At 64.2% G+C, this 18,923-nt stretch carries 18 protein-coding genes; 14 read left to right on the top strand and 4 right to left on the bottom strand.

The window, feature by feature from the left end:
• Positions 1 to 72: 72 nt before the first annotated feature.
• The gene (locus C8C96_RS18710; RefSeq protein ID WP_121943268.1) at positions 73 to 1,083 is read right to left on the bottom strand and encodes an alpha/beta fold hydrolase; all 1,011 of its coding nucleotides are present in this window, start codon (positions 1,081 to 1,083) and stop codon (positions 73 to 75) included.
• 122 nt (positions 1,084 to 1,205) lie between these two features.
• Between C8C96_RS18710 and C8C96_RS18705 the strand changes: the two genes are divergently transcribed.
• Complete coding sequence (locus C8C96_RS18705) at positions 1,206 to 1,946, top strand: AraC family transcriptional regulator (RefSeq protein WP_121943267.1); 741 nt, start codon at positions 1,206 to 1,208, stop codon at positions 1,944 to 1,946.
• Between the two features lie 3 nt (positions 1,947 to 1,949).
• On the opposite strand, the gene C8C96_RS18700 is transcribed toward C8C96_RS18705, so the two are convergent.
• The 3 genes from C8C96_RS18700 to C8C96_RS18690 all read right to left on the bottom strand — a co-directional run bounded on the left by C8C96_RS18700 (position 1,950) and on the right by C8C96_RS18690 (position 6,204).
• The gene (locus C8C96_RS18700) at positions 1,950 to 3,479 is read right to left on the bottom strand and encodes an NAD(P)H-hydrate dehydratase (protein WP_121943266.1); all 1,530 of its coding nucleotides are present in this window, start codon (positions 3,477 to 3,479) and stop codon (positions 1,950 to 1,952) included.
• 84 nt (positions 3,480 to 3,563) lie between these two features.
• The gene (locus tag C8C96_RS18695; protein ID WP_121943265.1) at positions 3,564 to 4,796 is read right to left on the bottom strand and encodes an FAD-dependent oxidoreductase; all 1,233 of its coding nucleotides are present in this window, start codon (positions 4,794 to 4,796) and stop codon (positions 3,564 to 3,566) included.
• A 52-nt stretch (positions 4,797 to 4,848) separates the two neighbouring features.
• On the bottom strand, positions 4,849 to 6,204 hold the full coding sequence (locus tag C8C96_RS18690; protein ID WP_121943264.1) for an amidase: 1,356 nt from the start codon (positions 6,202 to 6,204) through the stop codon (positions 4,849 to 4,851).
• A 187-nt stretch (positions 6,205 to 6,391) separates the two neighbouring features.
• On the opposite strand from C8C96_RS18690, the gene rpsB reads away from it, so the two are divergent.
• The 13 genes from rpsB to lpxA all read left to right on the top strand — a co-directional run bounded on the left by rpsB (position 6,392) and on the right by lpxA (position 18,914).
• Positions 6,392 to 7,144: a 30S ribosomal protein S2 gene (gene rpsB, locus C8C96_RS18685; protein ID WP_056067188.1), complete on the top strand. Its 753-nt coding sequence runs from the start codon at positions 6,392 to 6,394 to the stop codon at positions 7,142 to 7,144.
• 106 nt (positions 7,145 to 7,250) lie between these two features.
• The gene (gene tsf / locus C8C96_RS18680) at positions 7,251 to 8,177 is read left to right on the top strand and encodes a translation elongation factor Ts (RefSeq protein ID WP_015013552.1); all 927 of its coding nucleotides are present in this window, start codon (positions 7,251 to 7,253) and stop codon (positions 8,175 to 8,177) included.
• Between the two features lie 56 nt (positions 8,178 to 8,233).
• Entirely contained in the window at positions 8,234 to 8,956 is a 723-nt protein-coding gene (pyrH, locus tag C8C96_RS18675) for a UMP kinase (protein ID WP_008906712.1), read from the top strand.
• Positions 8,957 to 9,005: 49 nt separating this feature from the next.
• Positions 9,006 to 9,566 (top strand): ribosome recycling factor, encoded by a 561-nt coding sequence (gene frr, locus C8C96_RS18670; RefSeq protein ID WP_056067192.1) that lies wholly within the window; start codon positions 9,006 to 9,008, stop codon positions 9,564 to 9,566.
• 23 nt (positions 9,567 to 9,589) lie between these two features.
• Positions 9,590 to 10,321: a polyprenyl diphosphate synthase gene (gene uppS, locus C8C96_RS18665; protein ID WP_056067194.1), complete on the top strand. Its 732-nt coding sequence runs from the start codon at positions 9,590 to 9,592 to the stop codon at positions 10,319 to 10,321.
• Positions 10,322 to 10,348: 27 nt separating this feature from the next.
• Positions 10,349 to 11,203 carry a phosphatidate cytidylyltransferase gene (locus C8C96_RS18660; RefSeq protein WP_121943263.1) on the top strand — a complete coding sequence of 285 codons (855 nt, stop codon included), beginning with the start codon at positions 10,349 to 10,351 and terminating at the stop codon, positions 11,201 to 11,203.
• On the top strand, positions 11,203 to 12,381 hold the full coding sequence (ispC, locus tag C8C96_RS18655; protein WP_121943262.1) for a 1-deoxy-D-xylulose-5-phosphate reductoisomerase: 1,179 nt from the start codon (positions 11,203 to 11,205) through the stop codon (positions 12,379 to 12,381). The genes C8C96_RS18660 and ispC overlap by 1 nt, the downstream gene beginning before the upstream one ends.
• Positions 12,382 to 12,410: 29 nt before the next feature.
• Positions 12,411 to 13,775, top strand: a complete 1,365-nt coding sequence (rseP, locus tag C8C96_RS18650) for an RIP metalloprotease RseP (RefSeq protein WP_116749497.1) — start codon at positions 12,411 to 12,413, stop codon at positions 13,773 to 13,775.
• Between the two features lie 45 nt (positions 13,776 to 13,820).
• A complete protein-coding gene (gene bamA, locus C8C96_RS18645; protein WP_056067201.1) occupies positions 13,821 to 16,118 on the top strand; it encodes an outer membrane protein assembly factor BamA in 2,298 nt (765 codons plus the stop codon).
• Positions 16,118 to 16,639: an OmpH family outer membrane protein gene (locus C8C96_RS18640; RefSeq protein ID WP_056067203.1), complete on the top strand. Its 522-nt coding sequence runs from the start codon at positions 16,118 to 16,120 to the stop codon at positions 16,637 to 16,639. The genes bamA and C8C96_RS18640 overlap by 1 nt, the downstream gene beginning before the upstream one ends.
• Positions 16,640 to 16,663: 24 nt before the next feature.
• Positions 16,664 to 17,647: a UDP-3-O-(3-hydroxymyristoyl)glucosamine N-acyltransferase gene (gene lpxD / locus C8C96_RS18635; protein ID WP_056743618.1), complete on the top strand. Its 984-nt coding sequence runs from the start codon at positions 16,664 to 16,666 to the stop codon at positions 17,645 to 17,647.
• A 16-nt stretch (positions 17,648 to 17,663) separates the two neighbouring features.
• The gene (gene fabZ / locus C8C96_RS18630) at positions 17,664 to 18,104 is read left to right on the top strand and encodes a 3-hydroxyacyl-ACP dehydratase FabZ (RefSeq protein WP_056067207.1); all 441 of its coding nucleotides are present in this window, start codon (positions 17,664 to 17,666) and stop codon (positions 18,102 to 18,104) included.
• A gap of 21 nt (positions 18,105 to 18,125) precedes the next feature.
• Complete coding sequence (gene lpxA, locus C8C96_RS18625; RefSeq protein ID WP_056067209.1) at positions 18,126 to 18,914, top strand: acyl-ACP--UDP-N-acetylglucosamine O-acyltransferase; 789 nt, start codon at positions 18,126 to 18,128, stop codon at positions 18,912 to 18,914.
• Positions 18,915 to 18,923 lie beyond the last annotated feature (9 nt).

The following is an 18,923-nucleotide window of genomic DNA, read 5'->3' as shown; positions in this document are numbered from 1 at the left end:
AGGCCCTCCAGCTCGCCTCACCATTGCTATCTAATTAATAGCTGCTAGCGCATATAGAACATGCGCTTGCGGCTATTTTTTATTGAAATGTGCATGCTTGGCGGCTTGAGGGGCGCTCGATTGCTCCACAAAGCGCGCATACCGTTGTGCCGTGTCGGTGGGGGTTTCCATCATGGGTAGGTGCCCAATGCCAGGCAGCGCGGCGATGTGTGCCTGCGGAAGCAGCTTCTGCACTGTTTGAAGGCCGCTTCGGTCGAACACGCGGTCGCTGTCGCCCCACAGGACCAGGGTGGGGTGCTGCTGCAGGCGGCCCAGGTGTTGTTCCAGCAGATAGCGGTCTTTCAGCTGCGCGTCCCACAGGCGGGTGTTGGATGCAGCGTTGCGCAGCGCGTCCTGCTCGGAGGCATGCAAGATGGGGTAGGGCAGGAAGGGGCGCTTTTCAAACACCAACTCCATCATCGCTTTGAAGGCGGTGGCATCGTGGGCCACCAGCGGGCGTTGCCCGGCGTCGATGAGGCGGTCCATGGTGCTGGGCTGGGGCGAGCGTATGCCGTGGGGCGCGCCGATGAAGGCCACGCTGGCTACGCGCTCGGGGTACCGCAGGGCAAAGAGCGCTGCGATCGTGCCACCCATCGAGTTGCCAGCCAGATGCACTTGCGCCAAGCCGAGTGCGTCCAGAAACGCGGCGAGGCGCGTCACGTGGGCCGCATAGTCGTAGGCTTGGTCATCGCGCCGCGTGCTTTCGCCAAAGCCCGCGATATCTGGGGCAATCACCCGGTACTGGCCGGTGAGGGGGCGCGCAAAATCGACCCAATGGTCCTTCTCCGCAAAAATGCCGTGCAGCAGAACAATGGGCGTTCCAGCATCTGCTCCACTGCCGACGGCCAGCGCGGGGTTTGGGGGCGTGCCGTTGTCCAGGTAGTGGATGGTGTGCATCGCCGCGTTGGTGGTTTTTTCTTCCAGGCCAGACAGATGGCGATTGGCCCTGAGCAGGGGCTCTTTGAACAGTGAAGGGGCCCCGTAGTAGAGGCCGGCTGTGCCCAGTACCAGTGCCGTTGCAACAGAAATAGCGATGCGTTTCAAGAAGCGTTCTCCAGGGATATGGCTGCGTACACGTCAGGGGCCCTGCTTGCACACCGGCAGGCCCCCTGGCAGGAGAAGCGAGACTACGGAGATTTCGGTAAAAAAACTTGTAGGTTTGGGCTATGCCGGCACGCAACACACTGACCCTGGGCACTGACCGCGCGCTCTACGTCGGAGAGATCCCGGCCACGGGCTGGCACTGCCATGCATCGCCGGTGCTGCTGATGGGGCTCTCGGGCCGGTTTGCGGTGCACTGGGGGGCAGGGCGTGTGGAGACCTGCCACAGCGCGTTGGTCGATGCCGGGGTGGAGCACCTGTTCGACCCCTGTGGTGAAGTGGTGGCGCTGGTGTATCTGGAGCCGGATTCGGCGCAGGCGCGCGGCCTGCGGGGGCTGTTCGGGCAAGAGGGGGGTGTGGTGGTGGACGTCGCAGTCCCTGTGGGTGCGCGCAGTGCCATGGAGGGTTATCTGCATCACTTCGATCTGCCCGCCTTGCTGCGGTGCCCGCTCGATAGCGAGGTGGCGCCGCTCGACCCACGCGTCGTCCGCAGCCTGCATGTGCTGCGCCATCCGCAGGCGGGGCGGGTGGCGCGGGGTGACTTGGCCTCGGGCGTACAGCTTTCGGCATCGCGTTTCAACCACCTGTTTCGCGCCGAGATGGGCGTGAGCTTGCGCACCTATCGGGTCTGGTCCCAGGTGCGGTTGGCGATGGCGGGGCTGGCGGTCAGCCCGCGCCTGACCGACGCGGCGCTACATGGCGAGTTTTCTGATTCGGCACACTTCAGCCGCATGTTCCGGCAGACCTTTGGCATGACACCGTCGAGCGTGCTCAAGCCGCTCAAGAAGGTGACCTTGCTGGCCTGAGGCTCAGCTTCCGCCCACGCGCCGCGCCAGCGCACTGGCCGTCAGCGCCTGGCGCACTGGCCAATCATCAGCCGCCTGGCCATGCTGGTACACCGCTTCACTCGCCGCGCGCAAGGCGCTGGCACCGCCGGCCAGGTGGGCGCCCACCATGCCTGCCAGCACATCGCCCGTACCCGCCGTGGCCAGCCGCGCATTGCCCGTGGGGTTGATGGCCGGGACGCGGTCGGGTGCAGCGATCACGGTGCCCGAGCCCTTGAGCACGGCCACGCAGTTGAACTGGTTGGCCAGTTGCTGCGCGGCATCCAACCGGTGGGCCTGGACCTCGGCTGTGGTCAGGCCCAGCAGGCGCGCAGCCTCCAGCGGGTGCGGTGTGAGCACCGTGGGTTGCCCGTGCTGTCCGCGTGCCACCACCAGCGCGTGCAGTGCGGCCTGGGTGGCGATGGTGTTGAGCGCGTCGGCATCCAGCACCAGTCGGGCCGCGCGGGTGATGACCTCGGGCAGCGCGCGTGAGATGGCCTGCCCGCCGCCACAGCCGCAGACCACGGTGAGCTGTTCGAGCGCGAGGGCGTCAAAGCGGCGGAACATCAACTCGGGCTGCTGCAGGTCCAGTTGCAGATGCCCATCGTCCAGCAGGGCCACCAGCACCCGGCCCGCGCCGCTGTGCAGAGTGGCCGAAGCGGCCAGCAATGCGGCGCCCGCCATGCCCATGCCCCGCGCTGCCAGTCCTTCGCCACCCACCACGGCCACGTCGCCATAGCTGCCCTTGTGACTCGCATGGGAGCGGCGGGCGGGCAGGGCGGGGCCGGAGAGCCAGGCGTTGGGCGGCTCGTGCCCGGGTTCTACGCCCAGATCATCCAGCCAGACCTGGCCTGCTGCGTCCCGCCCGGCGGCGCTGAACAGGCCGGGCTTGAGGGTGAGCAGACTCAGCGTGTGGCGTGGCGGGGGCGCTTGGTGGTGCAGGTGGGGTGGGGTGTCGGGCGCCAGGCCTGCGGCAAACTGGCCGGTGTCCGCGTCCAGCCCGCTGGGCAGGTCCACGGCCAGCACGGGGGCCGGGCTGCGGTGCAGGGCTTGCAGACATGCTCTGAGCCTTGCGTCGGGCGCGCGTGCGGGGCTGTGGGGTGACGAAGAGACGCCAATGCCCAGTAGCGCATCAATGCACAGGTCGTTGGCCCCCAGATCGTCGGGGGCAGTGTCTGCCCAGGATACGCCCGCATCCCGTGCGCGCTGCCAGGAGGCCCTGGCATCCGCCGGGGCCGTATCGGGCTGGCCCAGCCAGGTCACGACCACTCTGCGGCCACCGCGCTGCAGGTGCATGGCAGCCTCCAACCCGTCACCCCCGTTGTTACCGGGGCCGCAGGCAATCCACACGGTGCGTGCGTGGGGTGCCAGCGCCTGGGCCAGTTGCGCGGCGGCTAGGCCGGCGCGCTGCATGAGCGTGTGCGGGGGCAGGGCGGCTGCCGCCGCTTTTTCCAGGCGGCGTGTGGCGGCCGTGTTGAACAGGGGATAAGGCTGGTGGGCGGTGACGCGGTGCATGGGCTGCAAGGGGCAAGGGCTGCTGCCAGCGGCAGCGCGCCTGCCATTGTGCGCCGATGCCCCGTGGGGGCAAAGCGCAGGCTCTTAGAACCGCCGCATGCCCAGCCCGTCCAGCGACACCTCGGGTTCCCGCTGCGCGATCAGGTCGGCCAGTGCCCGCGCGCTGCCGCAGGCCAGGGCCCAGCCGCCAGCGCCATGGCCGGTGTTGAGCCACAGGCCCGGCACGCCGCTGGCGCCCACCACCGGGGCACCGTCTGGCAGCATGGTGCGGGCACCACGCCAGATCTGCAGGTTGGATGAGAGCTGCGCGCCCCCGGGGAACCAGTCGTTCAGCGTGCGGTACAGGCGCTGCAGTGTGGGGGTGTGGTGCTCGGCATCGGCCCCGGCCAGTTCAGCGCCACCGGCAATGCGCACGCGCTGGCCCAGGCGGGTGATGGAGATTTGCTGGCCCGCATCCACCACGCTGGCGCGGGGGGCGTGGGTGGATTCGCGCAGCGGGGCGCTCACGGAGTAGCCGTACACAGCCGCCATGGGCAGCCTCAGGCCCAGTGCGGGCAGCAGCGTGGCCGATGCCATGCCGGCGCACAGCACCACGGCATCAAAGCGTCGCAGGTCCGTTTCGCCCTGCAGCACCACGCCCGTGGGGCTGGTGCCGACGCGGTCTACACGGGTGTTGAACACAAACTGCACCCCTGCGCCTTGGATGCCCTGGCGCAGCAACTGTGCAAACAGACGGCAGTTGCCGGCGCGTGCATCGGGCAGGTGGATCGCGCCGGCCAGCGGGGCTTCGGGCGAGAGGCCTGGCTCGATCTGGCGCGCCACATCGGCGTCGATCTCACGCAGGGCCACGCCGCTGTCGCGCAGCACTTGCAGCGCGGGCTGCAGGCGGGCGCGGTCTTCTTCGGTGCGCAGCAGCACCAGGCGGCCGTCGCTGGCTTCAAAGTCCAGCTCATGCTGGTTCGCAATGGCCTGTAGTCGAGCTTGGCTGTATTGCGCCAGGCGTTCGACCGCGGCGGCCGGGGCGCTGTGGCTGCGCGCCATGCTGCGCCAGCGCCGCAGCCAGGCCCAGTTGGCGCGGGTCAGGCCGCCAGCCAGCCGCAGGGTGGCCTGTGTCCCCATCAGCCGCAGCGGCTGGCCGAATCCCGGCAGCGCCCAGGGGCTGAGCAGGTGGGGCGCCAGCAGCCCGGCGGTGGCAAAGCTGGCCTCTTCGGCGGCCGCACTGCGTTGTTCAAACACCGTGACTTCGTGGCCGTCGCTGGCCAGTTCGTACGCGGTGGTGACGCCGACAATGCCGGCGCCCACGATGGCAATCTTCATGAATTTGGGTGTTTTTGGCTTGTAGCGCTAGTGAATCATGCGCTGGTAGCTATTATTTTTGTAGTGTTTGCTCGATCTGCAGGCTGATGTTGAGCACCGTGTCATCCCTGAGCGCCCCATGCCAGACCATCAGTCCGACCGGGAGTTCCCCTTGCACGTGGCAGGGCAGCGACAGCGCACAGCCGTCCAGCAGATTGACCACACTGGTGTTGCGCAGCAGCAGGTTGTTGACGCGGAAGAACTCGGCATCGCGGGCGGCGTCCTGGTCCTTGTCCGCACCATCTGCAGGAGCAACATCGGACAGCAGTGGCGCCAGGATGGGCACGGTGGGGGACAGCAGGGCGTCGTACGGCTGCATGTCGGCGATCATGCGTGCAATCCATTGCTGGCGCGCCTGCAGCAGGTCGATGTATTCCCAGGCCATCAGCGTGGCGCCTTTTTCGATGCGCATGCGCACCCGGGGGTCGTAGCGGTCGCCTGCGCGCTGCAGCAGCTCGCGGTGCCAGGCGTAGGCTTCGGGGGCGGCAAAGCCGTAGGCGGGCTGCTCCAGCACGGCGGGCAATGCGATGGTGTCGATCTGTGCGCCCGCCTGGCGCAGGGCTTCCACGCTGCGCTCAAAGGCGCGCGCCACGGGGGTGTCCAGCCCGTCCAGGAAGAGGGTGGACGGCACGGCCAGCCGGTATTGCGACAGCGGCGCCAGACTGCGCGTCACGCGCCGGGCGGCCAGCACCTCGTGCGCCACGATGGCGTCGCGCACGGTGCGCGTCATGGCGCAGGCGGTGTCCAGGGTGGTGGACAGCGGCACGGCGCCGGCGGTAGGCACCAGCCGGGCGGTGTTCTTGAAGCCCACGATGCCGTTGAGCGCCGCTGGAATGCGGATGGAGCCACCGGTGTCCGATCCCAGCCCGATGAACGCCGCGCCAGTGGCCACCGATACCCCGGCGCCGGACGAAGACCCGCCGGGCACGCGGGGCGCGCCGGGCAGGGCGCCAAAGCGGGCATCCCAGGCAGCAGGCGTGCCGTAGTGGGGGTTGACGCCCACGCCAGAGAACGCGAACTCCACCATGTTGGTGCGGCCGATCAGGCTGGCGCCCGCTGCGCGCAGGCGGGCCACGGCCGGGCAGTCCTCGGCTGCTGCGGGAGCGTCTGCGAGCGCGGTAGAGCCCGCCGGGGTGGGTTGGCCGGCCACGTCAAACAGGTCCTTCACCGACACGGCCAGCCCGGCCAGGGGCAGCTGGGCCACACCCGGCTGCACCGCCCTGGTGCGTGCCTCGTCAAACAGCGTGCGCACAAAGCTGTGGGTGTTGGGTGTGGCCTGGGCGGCGTCGATGCAGCGCTCCAGCTCGGCGGGCGCGGTGGTGGCGCCGTCCCGCAGTTGCTCACGGGTGGCGATCAGGTCAGGGAGCATGGGTGTGCTAGAATCTTTGGGTTTTGCTGGGAGCAGTAGCGCAGTGGTGCAAGGTTTGCACAACCGGCGTGGCCGCTGCGGCAAGACCAATCGCAAAGCAGCCCTGTCAAGGTGTTGCAGTGTTCGTGAGGATCACGGCGCTGCAAATATTGGGGCTGATTTTAGACCTAACCTTTGGAGTATTTTTATGTCCGTTACCATGCGCGAAATGCTGGAAGCCGGTGTCCACTTCGGTCACCAAACCCGCTTCTGGAACCCCAAGATGGCCCCCTACATCTTCGGCCATCGCAACAAGATTCACATCATCAACCTGGAAAAGTCGCTGCCACTGTTCCAGGAAGCCCAAAAGTTCGCCAAGCAACTGGCTGCCAACCGCGGCACGATCCTGATGGTCGGCACGAAGCGCCAAGCCCGTGAAATCCTGGCCACCGAAGCGCAACGCGCTGGTGTGCCTTTCGTGGACCAGCGCTGGCTGGGCGGCATGCTGACGAACTTCAAGACCGTGAAGACTTCGATCAAGCGCCTCAAGGACATGAAGGCCCAGCAAGAAGCTGGCCTCGAGAACCTGAGCAAGAAGGAGCAACTGACGTTCTCCCGCGAAATCGAAAAGCTCGAAAAGGACATCGGCGGCATTCAGGACATGGCTGCTCTGCCCGACGCCATCTTCATCATCGACGTGGGTTTCCACAAGATCGCCGTGGCCGAAGCCAAGAAGCTGGGCATCCCGCTGATCGGTGTGGTTGATACCAACCACTCGCCCGAAGGCATCGACTACGTGATCCCTGGTAACGACGACTCGGCAAAGGCCGTGACGCTGTACGCCCGTGGCATCGCTGACGCGATCATCGAAGGCCGTGCCAACGCCGTGAATGAAGTCGTGAAGGCTGCAACCGCCGAGAGCACCGACGAATTCGTGGAAGTGCAAGAAGCCGCTGCCTGATAGCCCGGCTGCGCGATCCGTCGCGAACAAAAGCGGGGCCCCTGGTGAGCCCCCTTTTTTTTAGCCCGAATCTGAACTGACTGAACTGAATACTGAAGGAATAAAGATGGCTGCAATTACCGCAAGCATGGTGGCTGAACTGCGTGGCAAGACCGACGCCCCCATGATGGAATGCAAGAAGGCGCTGACCGAAGCCGACGGCGACATGGCCAAGGCGGAAGAGCTGCTGCGCGTCAAGCTGGGCACCAAGGCTGGCAAGGCCGCATCGCGCGTGACTGCTGAAGGCGTGGTCGCCAGCTACATCGACGGCACCACGGGTGCTCTGGTCGAAGTCAACAGCGAAACCGACTTCGTTTCCAAGAACGACAGCTTCATTGCCATGGCCAACGCCGCTGCCAAGCTGGTGGCACTGCACAACCCCGCCACGGTGGAAGCCCTGGGTGCACTGCCCTACGAGCAAGACAGCTTCGGCCCCACGCTGGAAGATGTGCGCAAGGGCCTGATCGGCAAGATCGGCGAAAACATGTCGTTCCGCCGCTTCAAGCGCTTCAGCGGCTCCAACCTGGCAGCCTACCTGCACGGCTCGCGCATCGGTGTGGTCGTCGAGTTCGACGGTGACGCCACTGCCGCCAAGGACGTTGCCATGCACGTGGCCGCCATGAAGCCCGTGGCCCTCACCAGCGCCGACGTGCCTGCCGATCTGATCGCCAAGGAGCGCTCGGTCGCCGAAGGCAAGGCTGACGAAGCCAACAAGGAACTCGTGGCTGCCGGCAAGCCTGCACAAAGCGCTGAAATCACGGCCAAGCGCATCGACGGCGCGGTGCAGAAGTACCTCAAGGAAGTCTCGCTGGCCGACCAGGTCTTCGTGAAGGCTGCCGACGGCAAGCAAACCGTGGCCCAGATGCTCAAGGCTGCCAACACCAACGTGAAGGGCTTCACCCTGTACGTGGTGGGCGAAGGCATTGAGAAGAAGGTGGACGACTTTGCCGCCGAAGTGGCTGCCCAGGTGGCTGCTGCCAAGGCTGCTGCCTGATCGTTCCCTGTAACCACCCCACCAAAGCCTCGTACCACTTACTGGAGAAATTTCCCATGTCCAACGCTGCACCAGCCCACAAGCGCATTTTGCTCAAGCTGTCTGGTGAGGCGCTGATGGGGGATGACGCCTTCGGTATCAACCGCGCCACTATCGTGCGCATGGTCGAGGAGATCGCCGAAGTGACCCGCCTGGGTGTCCAGGTGGCCGTGGTGATCGGTGGGGGCAATATTTTCCGTGGTGTCGCCGGGGGCTCGGTCGGGATGGACCGTGCCACCGCCGACTACATGGGCATGCTGGCCACCGTGATGAATGCCCTGGCCCTGGCCGACGCCATGGATAAGCAGGGCCTGGTGGCCCGCGTGATGTCTGCCATTGCCATCGAGCAGGTGGTCGAGCCCTATGTGCGCCCCAAGGCGCTGCAGTATCTTGAAGAGGGCAAGGTCGTGGTCTTCGCGGCCGGTACGGGCAACCCGTTTTTCACCACCGACACAGCAGCTGCCCTACGTGGCGCGGAAATCGGCGCCGAACTGGTGCTCAAGGCTACCAAGGTGGACGGCGTTTATACTGCCGACCCCCAGAAGGATCCCACGGCGACGCGCTACACCAAGCTCAGCTTTGACGAGGCCATGTCCCGCAATCTGGGCATCATGGACGCGACTGCCTTCGCTCTGTGCCGTGACCAGAAGCTGCCCGTGAAGGTGTTCTCCATCATCAAACACGGCGCCTTGAAGCGCGTGGTGATGGGCGAAGACGAAGGTACGCTGGTTTACGCTTGATCACGATGGAAAGGCCTGCATCGCATGCAGGTCGGCCCGAGGAGAAAACATGACGATTGCCGACATCAAGAAGACTGCTGAAACCAAGATGGACCAGTCCATCACCGCGTTCAAGAACAACCTGCAGAAGATTCGCACCGGTCGTGCCAATCCGGCCCTGCTCGATACGGTGCAGGTCGAGTACTACGGCTCCCTGGTTCCACTGAGCCAGGTGGCCAACGTGGCGCTGATCGATTCGCGCACCATCAGCGTGCAGCCCTGGGAAAAGGGCATGGGCGCCAAGATTGAAAAGGCCATCCGCGAAAGCGATCTGGGCCTGAACCCCGCCTCCATGGGCGACCTGATCCGCGTGCCCATGCCCCCCATGAGCGAAGAGCGCCGCAAGGAAATGACAAAGCTCGCGCGCAACGAGGGCGAGAGCGCCAAGATCGCCGTGCGCAACCTGCGCCGCGATGCCAACGAATCCGTCAAAAAACTGGTCAAGGACAAGCTGGCGTCCGAAGACGACCAGAAGCGCGCCGAAACGGAAGTGCAAAAATTCACCGACAAGCACATCGCCGAGATCGACGCGCTGGTGGCCGCCAAAGAGCAGGAAATCATGGCGGTTTGAGCCCCCAGGGCTTGAACATTCCCATGTCTGTATCTCCGGTGGTGCCGCACCACATTGCCATCGTCATGGATGGCAACGGCCGCTGGGCTACGCGTCGCTTTTTGCCGCGTCTGGCTGGCCACAAGCAAGGGGTTGACTCACTTCGCCGCTGCGCACGCGCTTGCGTGCAGCGCGGCGTCGGTGTGCTCACGGTGTTTGCGTTCTCTTCCGAAAACTGGAACCGCCCCGCCGACGAGGTCTCCGGCCTCATGGAGCTGCTGGCGATGGCGCTGGCGCGCGAGGTGCCCCAGCTCAAGAAGGACGGCGTGCGTCTTCATTTTGTGGGCGAACGTGGCAGCCTTTCGCCCAAGGTGCGAGACGGCCTGGGTCAGGCAGAAGCCGCCACGGCGGACAACACCCGCTTGGTGCTCAACGTCTGCTTCAACTACGGAGGCCGCTGGGACATCGCGCAGGCGGCTGCATCGCTGGCTGCCCGTGGCGAGCCCATCACCGAGGCCAGTCTGCACAATGCGATGGGATTGGCCCACGTGCCCGACCCCGATCTCGTGATCCGCACCGGGGGAGAAATGCGGATCAGCAACTTTTTGCTCTGGCAATCGGCATACTCCGAGTTCTTCTTCAGCGACCGACTGTGGCCCGATTTCGATGAGTCCGCCCTGGACGAGGCCATTGACGCCTTCAGCCGCCGCGAGCGCCGTTTTGGCAAAACCTCTGAACAGATTCTGTCCGCGCATCCTGATCCGATGCCGGGTTGAGAACCTGAACAGGTTCTGAAAGCCCCCATGCTTCAACAGCGCGTCATCACAGCCCTTGTTCTGCTGGCCATCTTGTTGCCCGCGCTTTTCTACGCCAACACCATACCGTTCACGCTGGTCGTGCTGGTTCTGATGGCTGCCGGGGCTTGGGAATGGGGTCGTCTGAGCGGCTTTGGCCAAGCAGGTTCCGTGGCGGTGGGTGTGGCCTGTGTGGCCTTGTGCGCCGGGTCGTGGGCGCTGGGCTGGGTCGATCGCCCGTTGACTGTCCTGTGGGTGGTGGGCGGCGGGCTGTGGGTCCTGGCGGCTGCCTGGCTGCTCAAGGCCGGAGTGCCCGGCTGGCCCCGCATACCAGCCGGTGTGCGTCTCGTGGCTGGCGTGCTTGCCTTGTGGCTCGCGTGGCTGGCCGTCGTGCAGGCCCGCAATGTGGGCATCAATTTTTTGCTGTCGGTGCTGCTGCTGGTGTGGGTGGCCGACATCTTTGCCTACTTTGCGGGGCGCGCATTCGGATTGCGGTTTACCAAGGGCAAGCTGGCGCCCTCGATCAGTCCCGGCAAGAGCTGGGAAGGTGTGTGGGGCGGCCTGGCAGGGGTGATGGTGATGGCTTTGGTTTGGGCGGCAGCGGATGCCCACTGGCAGGCCTCGGTGCCCAGTTTTTACAGCCGCATGGCGCAGCAGGGCTGGTGGTTGCTGGTGATTGCGGCGTTGTTCATGGTGGCCATGAGCGTGTCGGGTGACCTGGTGGAGTCGCTCATCAAGCGCAGCGCCGGAGTCAAGGACAGCAGTGGCCTTTTGCCCGGACACGGCGGCGTGCTTGACCGCGTGGATGCCTTGCTGCCCACACTGCCCCTGGCCATGATGCTCACGAGCCTGACGACCCCATGATGAAACAACGACTCACCGTTCTCGGCTCCACCGGCTCCATTGGGACCAGCACGCTGGATGTGGTGGCACGCCACCCGGAGCGCTTCGAGGTGTTTGCCCTCAGCGCTGCGACGCAAGTGGATCTGCTGCTGCAACAATGCGCGCAGTTTCGCCCTCGCTACGCGGTGATGGCCAGCGCATCCCATGCGGCGGAGCTGGCAGAAAAATTGCAGGCCAATAGCCTCCCGACAAAAGTGATACAAGCGCAAGATGCTCTTGAAATCATAGCGTCTCATGATGAGGTCGACGCCGTAATGGCGGCTATCGTGGGGGCTGCCGGTCTGGCTCCGTGTCTGGCTGCGGCGCGCGCGGGCAAACGATTGCTGTTGGCCAACAAGGAGGCCCTGGTGGTGGGTGGCGGGCTGTTCATGCAGACCGTGCGCGACGGCGGTGCCACACTGCTGCCCATCGACAGCGAACACTCTGCGATCTTCCAGTGCCTGCCAGAAGACCCTGCCACCTGGTCTGACCGGGTGGACAGCATCCTGCTCACAGCCTCGGGCGGTCCCTTCCGCCAGCGGGATCCGGCCACGTTGGCGCAGATCACCCCTGACCAGGCCTGCGCGCACCCCAACTTCTCGATGGGACGCAAGATTTCCGTGGATTCGGCCACGATGATGAACAAGGCCTTGGAGGTCATTGAGGCGCGTTGGCTGTTTGATCTGCACCCAGACCAGATCAAGGTGGTCATCCACCCGCAGCAGATCATCCACTCCATGGTGCAGTTCAAGGATGCTTCCATCCTGGCGCAGTTGGGGACGCCCGACATGCGCGTGCCGATTGCCTGCGGCCTGTCCTGGCCCGAGCGCATTACCAGCGGGGCCAGCAAGCTGGATTTCTCGACCCTGAGCGCCCTCGCGTTTGAAGACGCGGACGCCATTCGCTTCCCGGGCCTGCACCTGTCCTGGCAGGCGCTGAAGGCGGCCGAGGGGACCACTGCCGTGCTGAATGCGGCCAACGAGGTGGCGGTGGGCGCCTTTTTGTCGGGTCGGCTGCGTTTTGACCATATTCATGCGGTCAACCTTGCAACTTTGGATGCAGTTTCGCCCTCCAAGCCTGATTCGCTCGCCGCGTTGCTGGATCTGGATACCCAGGCCCGCCATGCGGCTGAACATGTGGCGGGCCGTCTGGCTGCCTGACTGCCGGCCCACTCAGGAACCATCCATCCATGCTGCTTACTATCGCTGCCTTCATCGTTGCCCTCGGTCTTTTGATCGCAGTGCACGAATACGGGCACTACCGCGTGGCGGTGGCCTGTGGGGTCAAGGTATTGCGGTTCTCTGTGGGTTTCGGCAAGCCGCTACTGCGCTGGCAGCCCCAGGGGTCTCCCACGGAGTTTGTACTGGGAGCCTTCCCATTGGGGGGCTATGTGCGCATGCTGGACGAGCGCGAGGCACCCGTTGCCGCAGAGGAGCGGCATCTGGCCTTCAACACCCAGCCCCTGCGCTCGCGAGCAGCCATCGTTGCGGCTGGGCCCATCGCCAATTTGTTGTTGGCAGTGCTGCTGTATTCGGTGGTGAACTGGAACGGTGTCGAGGAGCCCCGGGCCATTCTGGCAAGCCCGGTCGCAGGGTCGGTCGCACACAGTGCCGGGTTGCGGGGCGGTGAACTGGTAGAGCGCGCCGCATTGGGTGCAGAAGATCTGGAGCCGGTGCGTTCGTTTGAAGACCTGCGGTGGCTGCTGACCCGTGGTGCGCTTGAGGGGCTGAACGTGCGTCTTGACGTCCAGTCCGCCCATGGTGCGGGCCATCGTGAGGTTGTGCTCGACATGTCCCGGATCGACAGCCGTGAGGCTGATGCCCAGCTGTTTCGCAAGGTCGGCATCCTGGGACCTTGGACCCGCCCTGTGTTGGGCGAGGTCATGGCGCAAAGCGCGGCTGAGCGCTCTGGCCTGCGCCAAGGTGATGTGGTGCTCAAGGTGGGGCAGACCGATGTGGTGGACGGCCAGCAACTGCGCGAGTTGATCCGGCAGTCGGTGCGGGGCAACGAGCCATTGGCGCAGCCATGGCGCGTCGAGCGCGGTGGTCAGGTGATGACACTGGATGTGTTGCCCGAGGCTGTGACCGAACCCGCTAATACGGTGGGGCGCATTGGCGCCTATGTGGGAGCTGCACCAGAATTCGTCACTGTGGACTACGGGCTGGTTGAGGGTCTGTGGGGTGGTGTGGTGAAGACCTGGGATGTGTCGCTGCTGACCCTGCGCATGATGGGCCGCATGGTGATCGGCGAGGCGTCGCTCAAGAACCTCAGTGGCCCCTTGACCATTGCTGACTACGCAGGCCGCTCAGCCAGCATGGGGCTGACGCAGTACCTCATCTTTCTGGCCCTGATCAGTGTGAGCCTGGGGGTGCTGAACCTGCTTCCGCTGCCAGTCTTGGACGGTGGGCACCTGATGTATTATCTTTGGGAGGGTGTCACGGGCAGGGGTGTGTCGGACGCATGGATGGAGCGATTGCAGCGTGGAGGCGTTGCTGTCCTGCTTGTCATGATGTCCATAGCTCTGTTCAACGATATCACCCGGCTCTTTGGCTAACACTTTTGCCGCGCTTGCCCTGCAACTGCGGCTCCCGCTTCATTCATGAAAAAACACATCAATCGCCTGGGCGTGCGTACCGCATCGGCCGTTGCAGCCATGATTTTTGCCGCCAATGCGGCATGGGCTCTGGAGCCATTCAAGGTGCAGGACATTCGCGTGGAGGGCTTGCAGCGTGTGGAGCCGGGTACCGTGTTTGCATCCATGCCCCTGCGGGTGGGTGACGACTACAACGACGAAAAAGGCGCCGCAGCAATTCGTGCGCTGTTCGGCCTGGGACTCTTCAAGGATGTGCGCCTGGAGGCCAGCGGCAACGTTCTGGTGGTGGTGGTCGAAGAGCGCCCCACTGTCGCTGACGTGGACTTTGCCGGTGCCCGTGAATTCGACAAAGATGCGCTCAAAAAAGCCATGCGCGAAGTGGGCCTGACGGAAGGGCGTCCTTATGACAAGGCGCTCACCGACCGCGCCGAACAAGAGCTCAAGCGCCAGTACATCAACAAGAGCCTGTATGGCGCCGAGGTGGTGACCACGGTCACGCCCATCGAGCGCAACCGCGTGAACCTGACCTTCACGATCACGGAAGGTGAGCCCGCACGCATCAAGGAAGTGCGCATCGTGGGCAACAAGGCGTTCAGTGAATCGACGCTCAAGGGCCTGTTCGACCAGGACACGGGGGGCTGGCTGAGCTGGTACACCAAGTCCGATCGCTACTCGCGCACCAAGCTCAACGCCGACCTTGAAACCCTGCGCTCGTATTACCTGCAGCGCGGCTACCTGGAGTTCCGTGTGGACTCGACGCAGGTCGCCATCTCGCCGGACAAGCAGGACATCTCCATCACTGTCAATGTGACGGAAGGCGAACGGTATGTGGTGTCGGGCGTGAAACTCGAAGGCAACTATCTGGACCGCGAGGACGAGTTCAAGTCGCTGGTGACCATTCGCCCCGGTGAGCCCTACAACGCGGACCAGGTGACCGAAACCACCAAGGCGTTTTCCGAGTACTTTGCCCGCTTTGGTTTTGCATTTGCCCGCGTGGAGGCTGTGCCCGAAATTGATCGTGAGAACAATCGCGTCAATTTTGTGTTGCAAGCCGAACCAGCACGCCGCGCCTACGTGCGCCGTATCAACGTCAGTGGCAACAACCGCACGCGTGACGAAGTCATTCGCCGTGAGTTCCGCCAATACGAGGCCTCCTGGTACGACGGCGACAAGATCCGCCTGTCCCGCGACCGCGTGGACCGTCTGGGCTTCTTCACGGAAGTGAACGTGGAAACCCAGGAAGTGCCCGGCTCGCCCGACCAGGTCGATCTGGTGATCAACGTGGCAGAAAAGCCCACCGGCTCGTTGCAACTGGGCGTGGGTTTTTCCAGCGCTGAAAAAGCGTCTCTCTCGTTCGGTATCAAGCAGGAAAACATCTTTGGCTCGGGCAACTACCTGGGCATCGACGTCAATACGAGCAAGTACCGGCGCACGCTGGTGTTCAGCACCACCAACCCGTACTTCACGCCCGAAGGCATCTCGCGCACGCTCGATGTGTACTACCGCACCGACAAGCCGTACGAAGACCAAGGGGGCAACTACCAGCTGGTTACCACCGGGACCTCCGTGCGTTTTGGCGTGCCTTTCAGCGAGACCGATACGGTGTTCTTTGGCGGCGGGCTGGAGCAAACCCGCATCAAGCCCGGCACGAACATCCCGGCCACCTACCTGTTCTATGCCGACAAGTTCGGCTACAGCAGCACGTCAATTCCATTGACCGTGGGCTGGTCCCGTGACGACCGGGACAGCGCCTTGGCGCCCAACTCCGGCCGGTACCAGCGCCTCAATTCCGAATGGTCTGTGGCAGGCGATGCACGCTACGTGCGGGCCAACTATCAGTACCAGCAGTACATCCCCCTCAACAAGCGCTTCACCATTGCGTTCAACGGCGAGGCCGGTTATGGCAAGGGCTTGAACGGCCGTCCGTTCCCGGTATTCAAGAACTTCTACTCGGGTGGTCTGGGCTCGGTGCGTGGTTTCGACCAGGGCACCCTGGGACCACGTGATGTGACCGGGGCCTCGTTGGGTGGGCCCAAGAAGATCACGCTGAACACCGAGCTGATTGCTCCGTTCCCGGGTGCTGGCAATGACCGGACCCTGCGTGTGTTCACGTTCCTGGACGTGGGCAATGTGTACGGCGAGAACGACAAAGTTACCTTCAGTGACATGCGTGCCTCCGTGGGCCTGGGTCTGAGCTGGATTTCGCCGCTCGGTCCCTTGCGTTTGGCGTTTGCGCAGCCAGTGCGCAAGTTCGCCGGCGATAGAATCCAGAAACTGCAATTCCAGATTGGAACGTCTTTCTAATGAAATCCTTTTCTCGCCATCTCTCTGTGGCCTTGCTGCTCGGCACCGTTGCCATTGCAGCCCCTGCACAAGCGCAAGAGTTCAAAGCCGGTTTCGTCAACACCGATCGCATCTTCCGAGAAGCCACCACAGCCAAGGCTGCGCAGGCCAAGCTGGAGCAGGAGTTCTCCCGTCGCGAGAAAGAGCTGGTGGATCTGGGCAACACCCTGAAGACTGCCAGCGACAAGTTTGAGCGTGAAGCACCCACCATGGCGGAGAGCCAACGCACCGCGCGCCAGCGCCAGCTGGTGGACCAGGACCGCGACTTCCAGCGCAAGCGCCGTGAATTCCAGGAAGACCTGAGCGCCCGCAAGAACGAAGAGCTGTCGCAAGTGCTGGAACGCGCCAACAAGGTGGTCAAGCAGGTGGCCGAGGCCGAAAAATACGACGTGATCCTGCAAGAGGCCGTCTACATCAATCCCAAGCACGACATCACCGACAAGGTGATCAAGGCCCTGAATGCCGCTGCTGCTGCCAAGTAAGCCGCTGCGCAAGACAGGTGGCGCGTGAGCAGCTTGCTTCTCGGGCACATTGTTGATGCGCTCGGTGGTTCGCTGGAAGGGGGCGCGCGGGAAACCGTCATCGCCCGCATTGCGCCACTGGAGGTCGCGGGCCCGGGAGACCTCAGTTTCCTGAGCAATCCCCGCTACCAACAGCAACTGGCCGCCTCCCGGGCGGCCTGTGTCATTGTGGCGCCTGCCATGCGCGATACCGCATTGGCGCGCGGCGCATGCATCGTGGCCGACAACCCGTATGTGTACTTTGCCCGCGCCACCCAGTTGTGGCGCCAGCGCAATACACCCGCGCGGACGTCCGGTGTGCACTCCAGCGCAGTGGTTGATCCCTCGGCGCAGGTCCACCCCTCGGCCACCATCGGTCCTCTGTGCGTGATCGAACGGGGGGCCTCGGTGGGCGCAGATACCGTGCTCAAGTCGCGCGTCACCGTGGGCGAGGGCTGCAGCATCGGCGCGCGTTGCATCGTCCATGCGGGTGTGGTGATCGGCGCCGATGGTTTCGGCTTTGCGCCTGAGAACGGGCAGTGGGTCAAGATCGAGCAACTGGGTGCCGTGCGCATTGGAGATGACGTCGAGATTGGCGCCAACACCTGCATCGACCGGGGTGCGCTGCAGGACACGGTGATCGAAGACGGCGTGAAGCTCGACAACCTGATCCAGATCGGGCACAACGTGCGCATCGGCAAGCACTCGGCCATGGCTGGGTGTGTAGGCGTGGCGGGCAGCGCCACCATCGGGGCGCATTGCACGGTGGGCGGTGGTGCCATCGTGTTGGGGCACCTGGAGCTCGCTGACAACGTGCACATCTCGGCCGCGACGGTGGTCACCCGATCTCTCACGCGGCCTGGCCAGTACACCGGCATGTTCCCCATCGACGACAATGCGCGCTGGGAAAAAAACGCTGCCACACTCAAACAATTGCACAGCCTGCGCGAGCGCATCAAGGCGCTGGAGCTGGCCCTCAAGGCAGCATGAACGGAAGAACAACTCGATGATGGATATTCACGCAATTCTCAAACAACTGCCCCACCGCTACCCGTTTTTGCTGGTGGACAAGGTGATCGAGTTAGAGAGCAACACCCGCATCAAGGCCATCAAGAACGTGACGTTCAACGAGCCCTATTTCATGGGGCATTTCCCCGGCCGTCCGGTGATGCCGGGTGTGTTGATTCTGGAAGCACTGGCCCAAGCTGCGGGCCTGCTGGCGTTCGATGCCATGGGCAAGGTGCCCGATGAGAACAACATTTACTACTTTGTCGGTATCGATGGCGCGCGGTTCAAGCGCCCTGTGGAGCCCGGCGACCAGTTGATCCTGACCATCACCATCGACCGCGTGCGCGGTGGCATCTGGAAGTTCAAGGGCGTGGCGAGCGTGGGCGAAGAGGTGGCCTGCGAGGCCGAACTCATGTGCACCATGCGCAACGTCGGTTGACCGGTTCAGGCCTGTTGGATCGTGAGCAATATCCACCCCACAGCCATTGTTGCGGACGGCGCCCGCCTGGACCCTACGGTCACAGTGGGGCCCTACGCGGTCATTGGCGAGCATGTGTCCATCGGCGCGGGCACCACAGTTGGCGCGCATTGCGTGATCGATGGGCGCACTACGATTGGCGCTGACAACCGCATTTTCCAGTTCAACTCCATCGGCGCCATCCCGCAGGACAAGAAGTACGCAGGCGAGCCGACCGAGCTGGTCATCGGTGACCGCAACACCATCCGCGAATTCTGCACGCTGAACCTGGGCGTGCCCCAGGCCGGCGGCATCACCACCGTGGGCCATGACAACTGGATCATGGCGTACACCCACATCGCCCACGATTGCCATGTGGGTAACCACACCACACTGGCCAACAACACCACGCTGGCAGGGCATGTGCACCTCGGCGACTGGGTGACGGTGGGCGGACTCACGGGCATCCACCAGTTCGTCAAGATCGGTGCGCACGCCATGGTGGGCTTTGCCAGTGCGGTGTCGCAGGACGTGCCGCCTTTCATGCTGGTGGATGGCAATCCCCTGGCCGTGCGCGGCTACAACGTGGTGGGGCTGCGCCGCCGTGGCTTTTCGGCCGAGCGCATTGCCGCGGTCAAGCAGATGCACAAGCTGATTTATCGGCAGGGCCTGACGCTGGAGGCCGCGCGTGCCGCCATTGCAGAGTTGGCGCAGTCCGCACCACAGGCCGGTGACGATGCGGCGATGATGGAGCGGTTCCTGGCCGACGCCACGCGCGGCATTGCGCGCTGAGGGCTGGGC

Origin of the sequence: Acidovorax sp. 100, assembly GCF_003688355.1 — a bacterium.
GTDB lineage: Bacteria > Pseudomonadota > Gammaproteobacteria > Burkholderiales > Burkholderiaceae_C > Acidovorax > Acidovorax delafieldii.
Note: the sequence above shows the minus strand (reverse complement) of the source record. Positions and strands in the feature narration are given on the sequence as shown.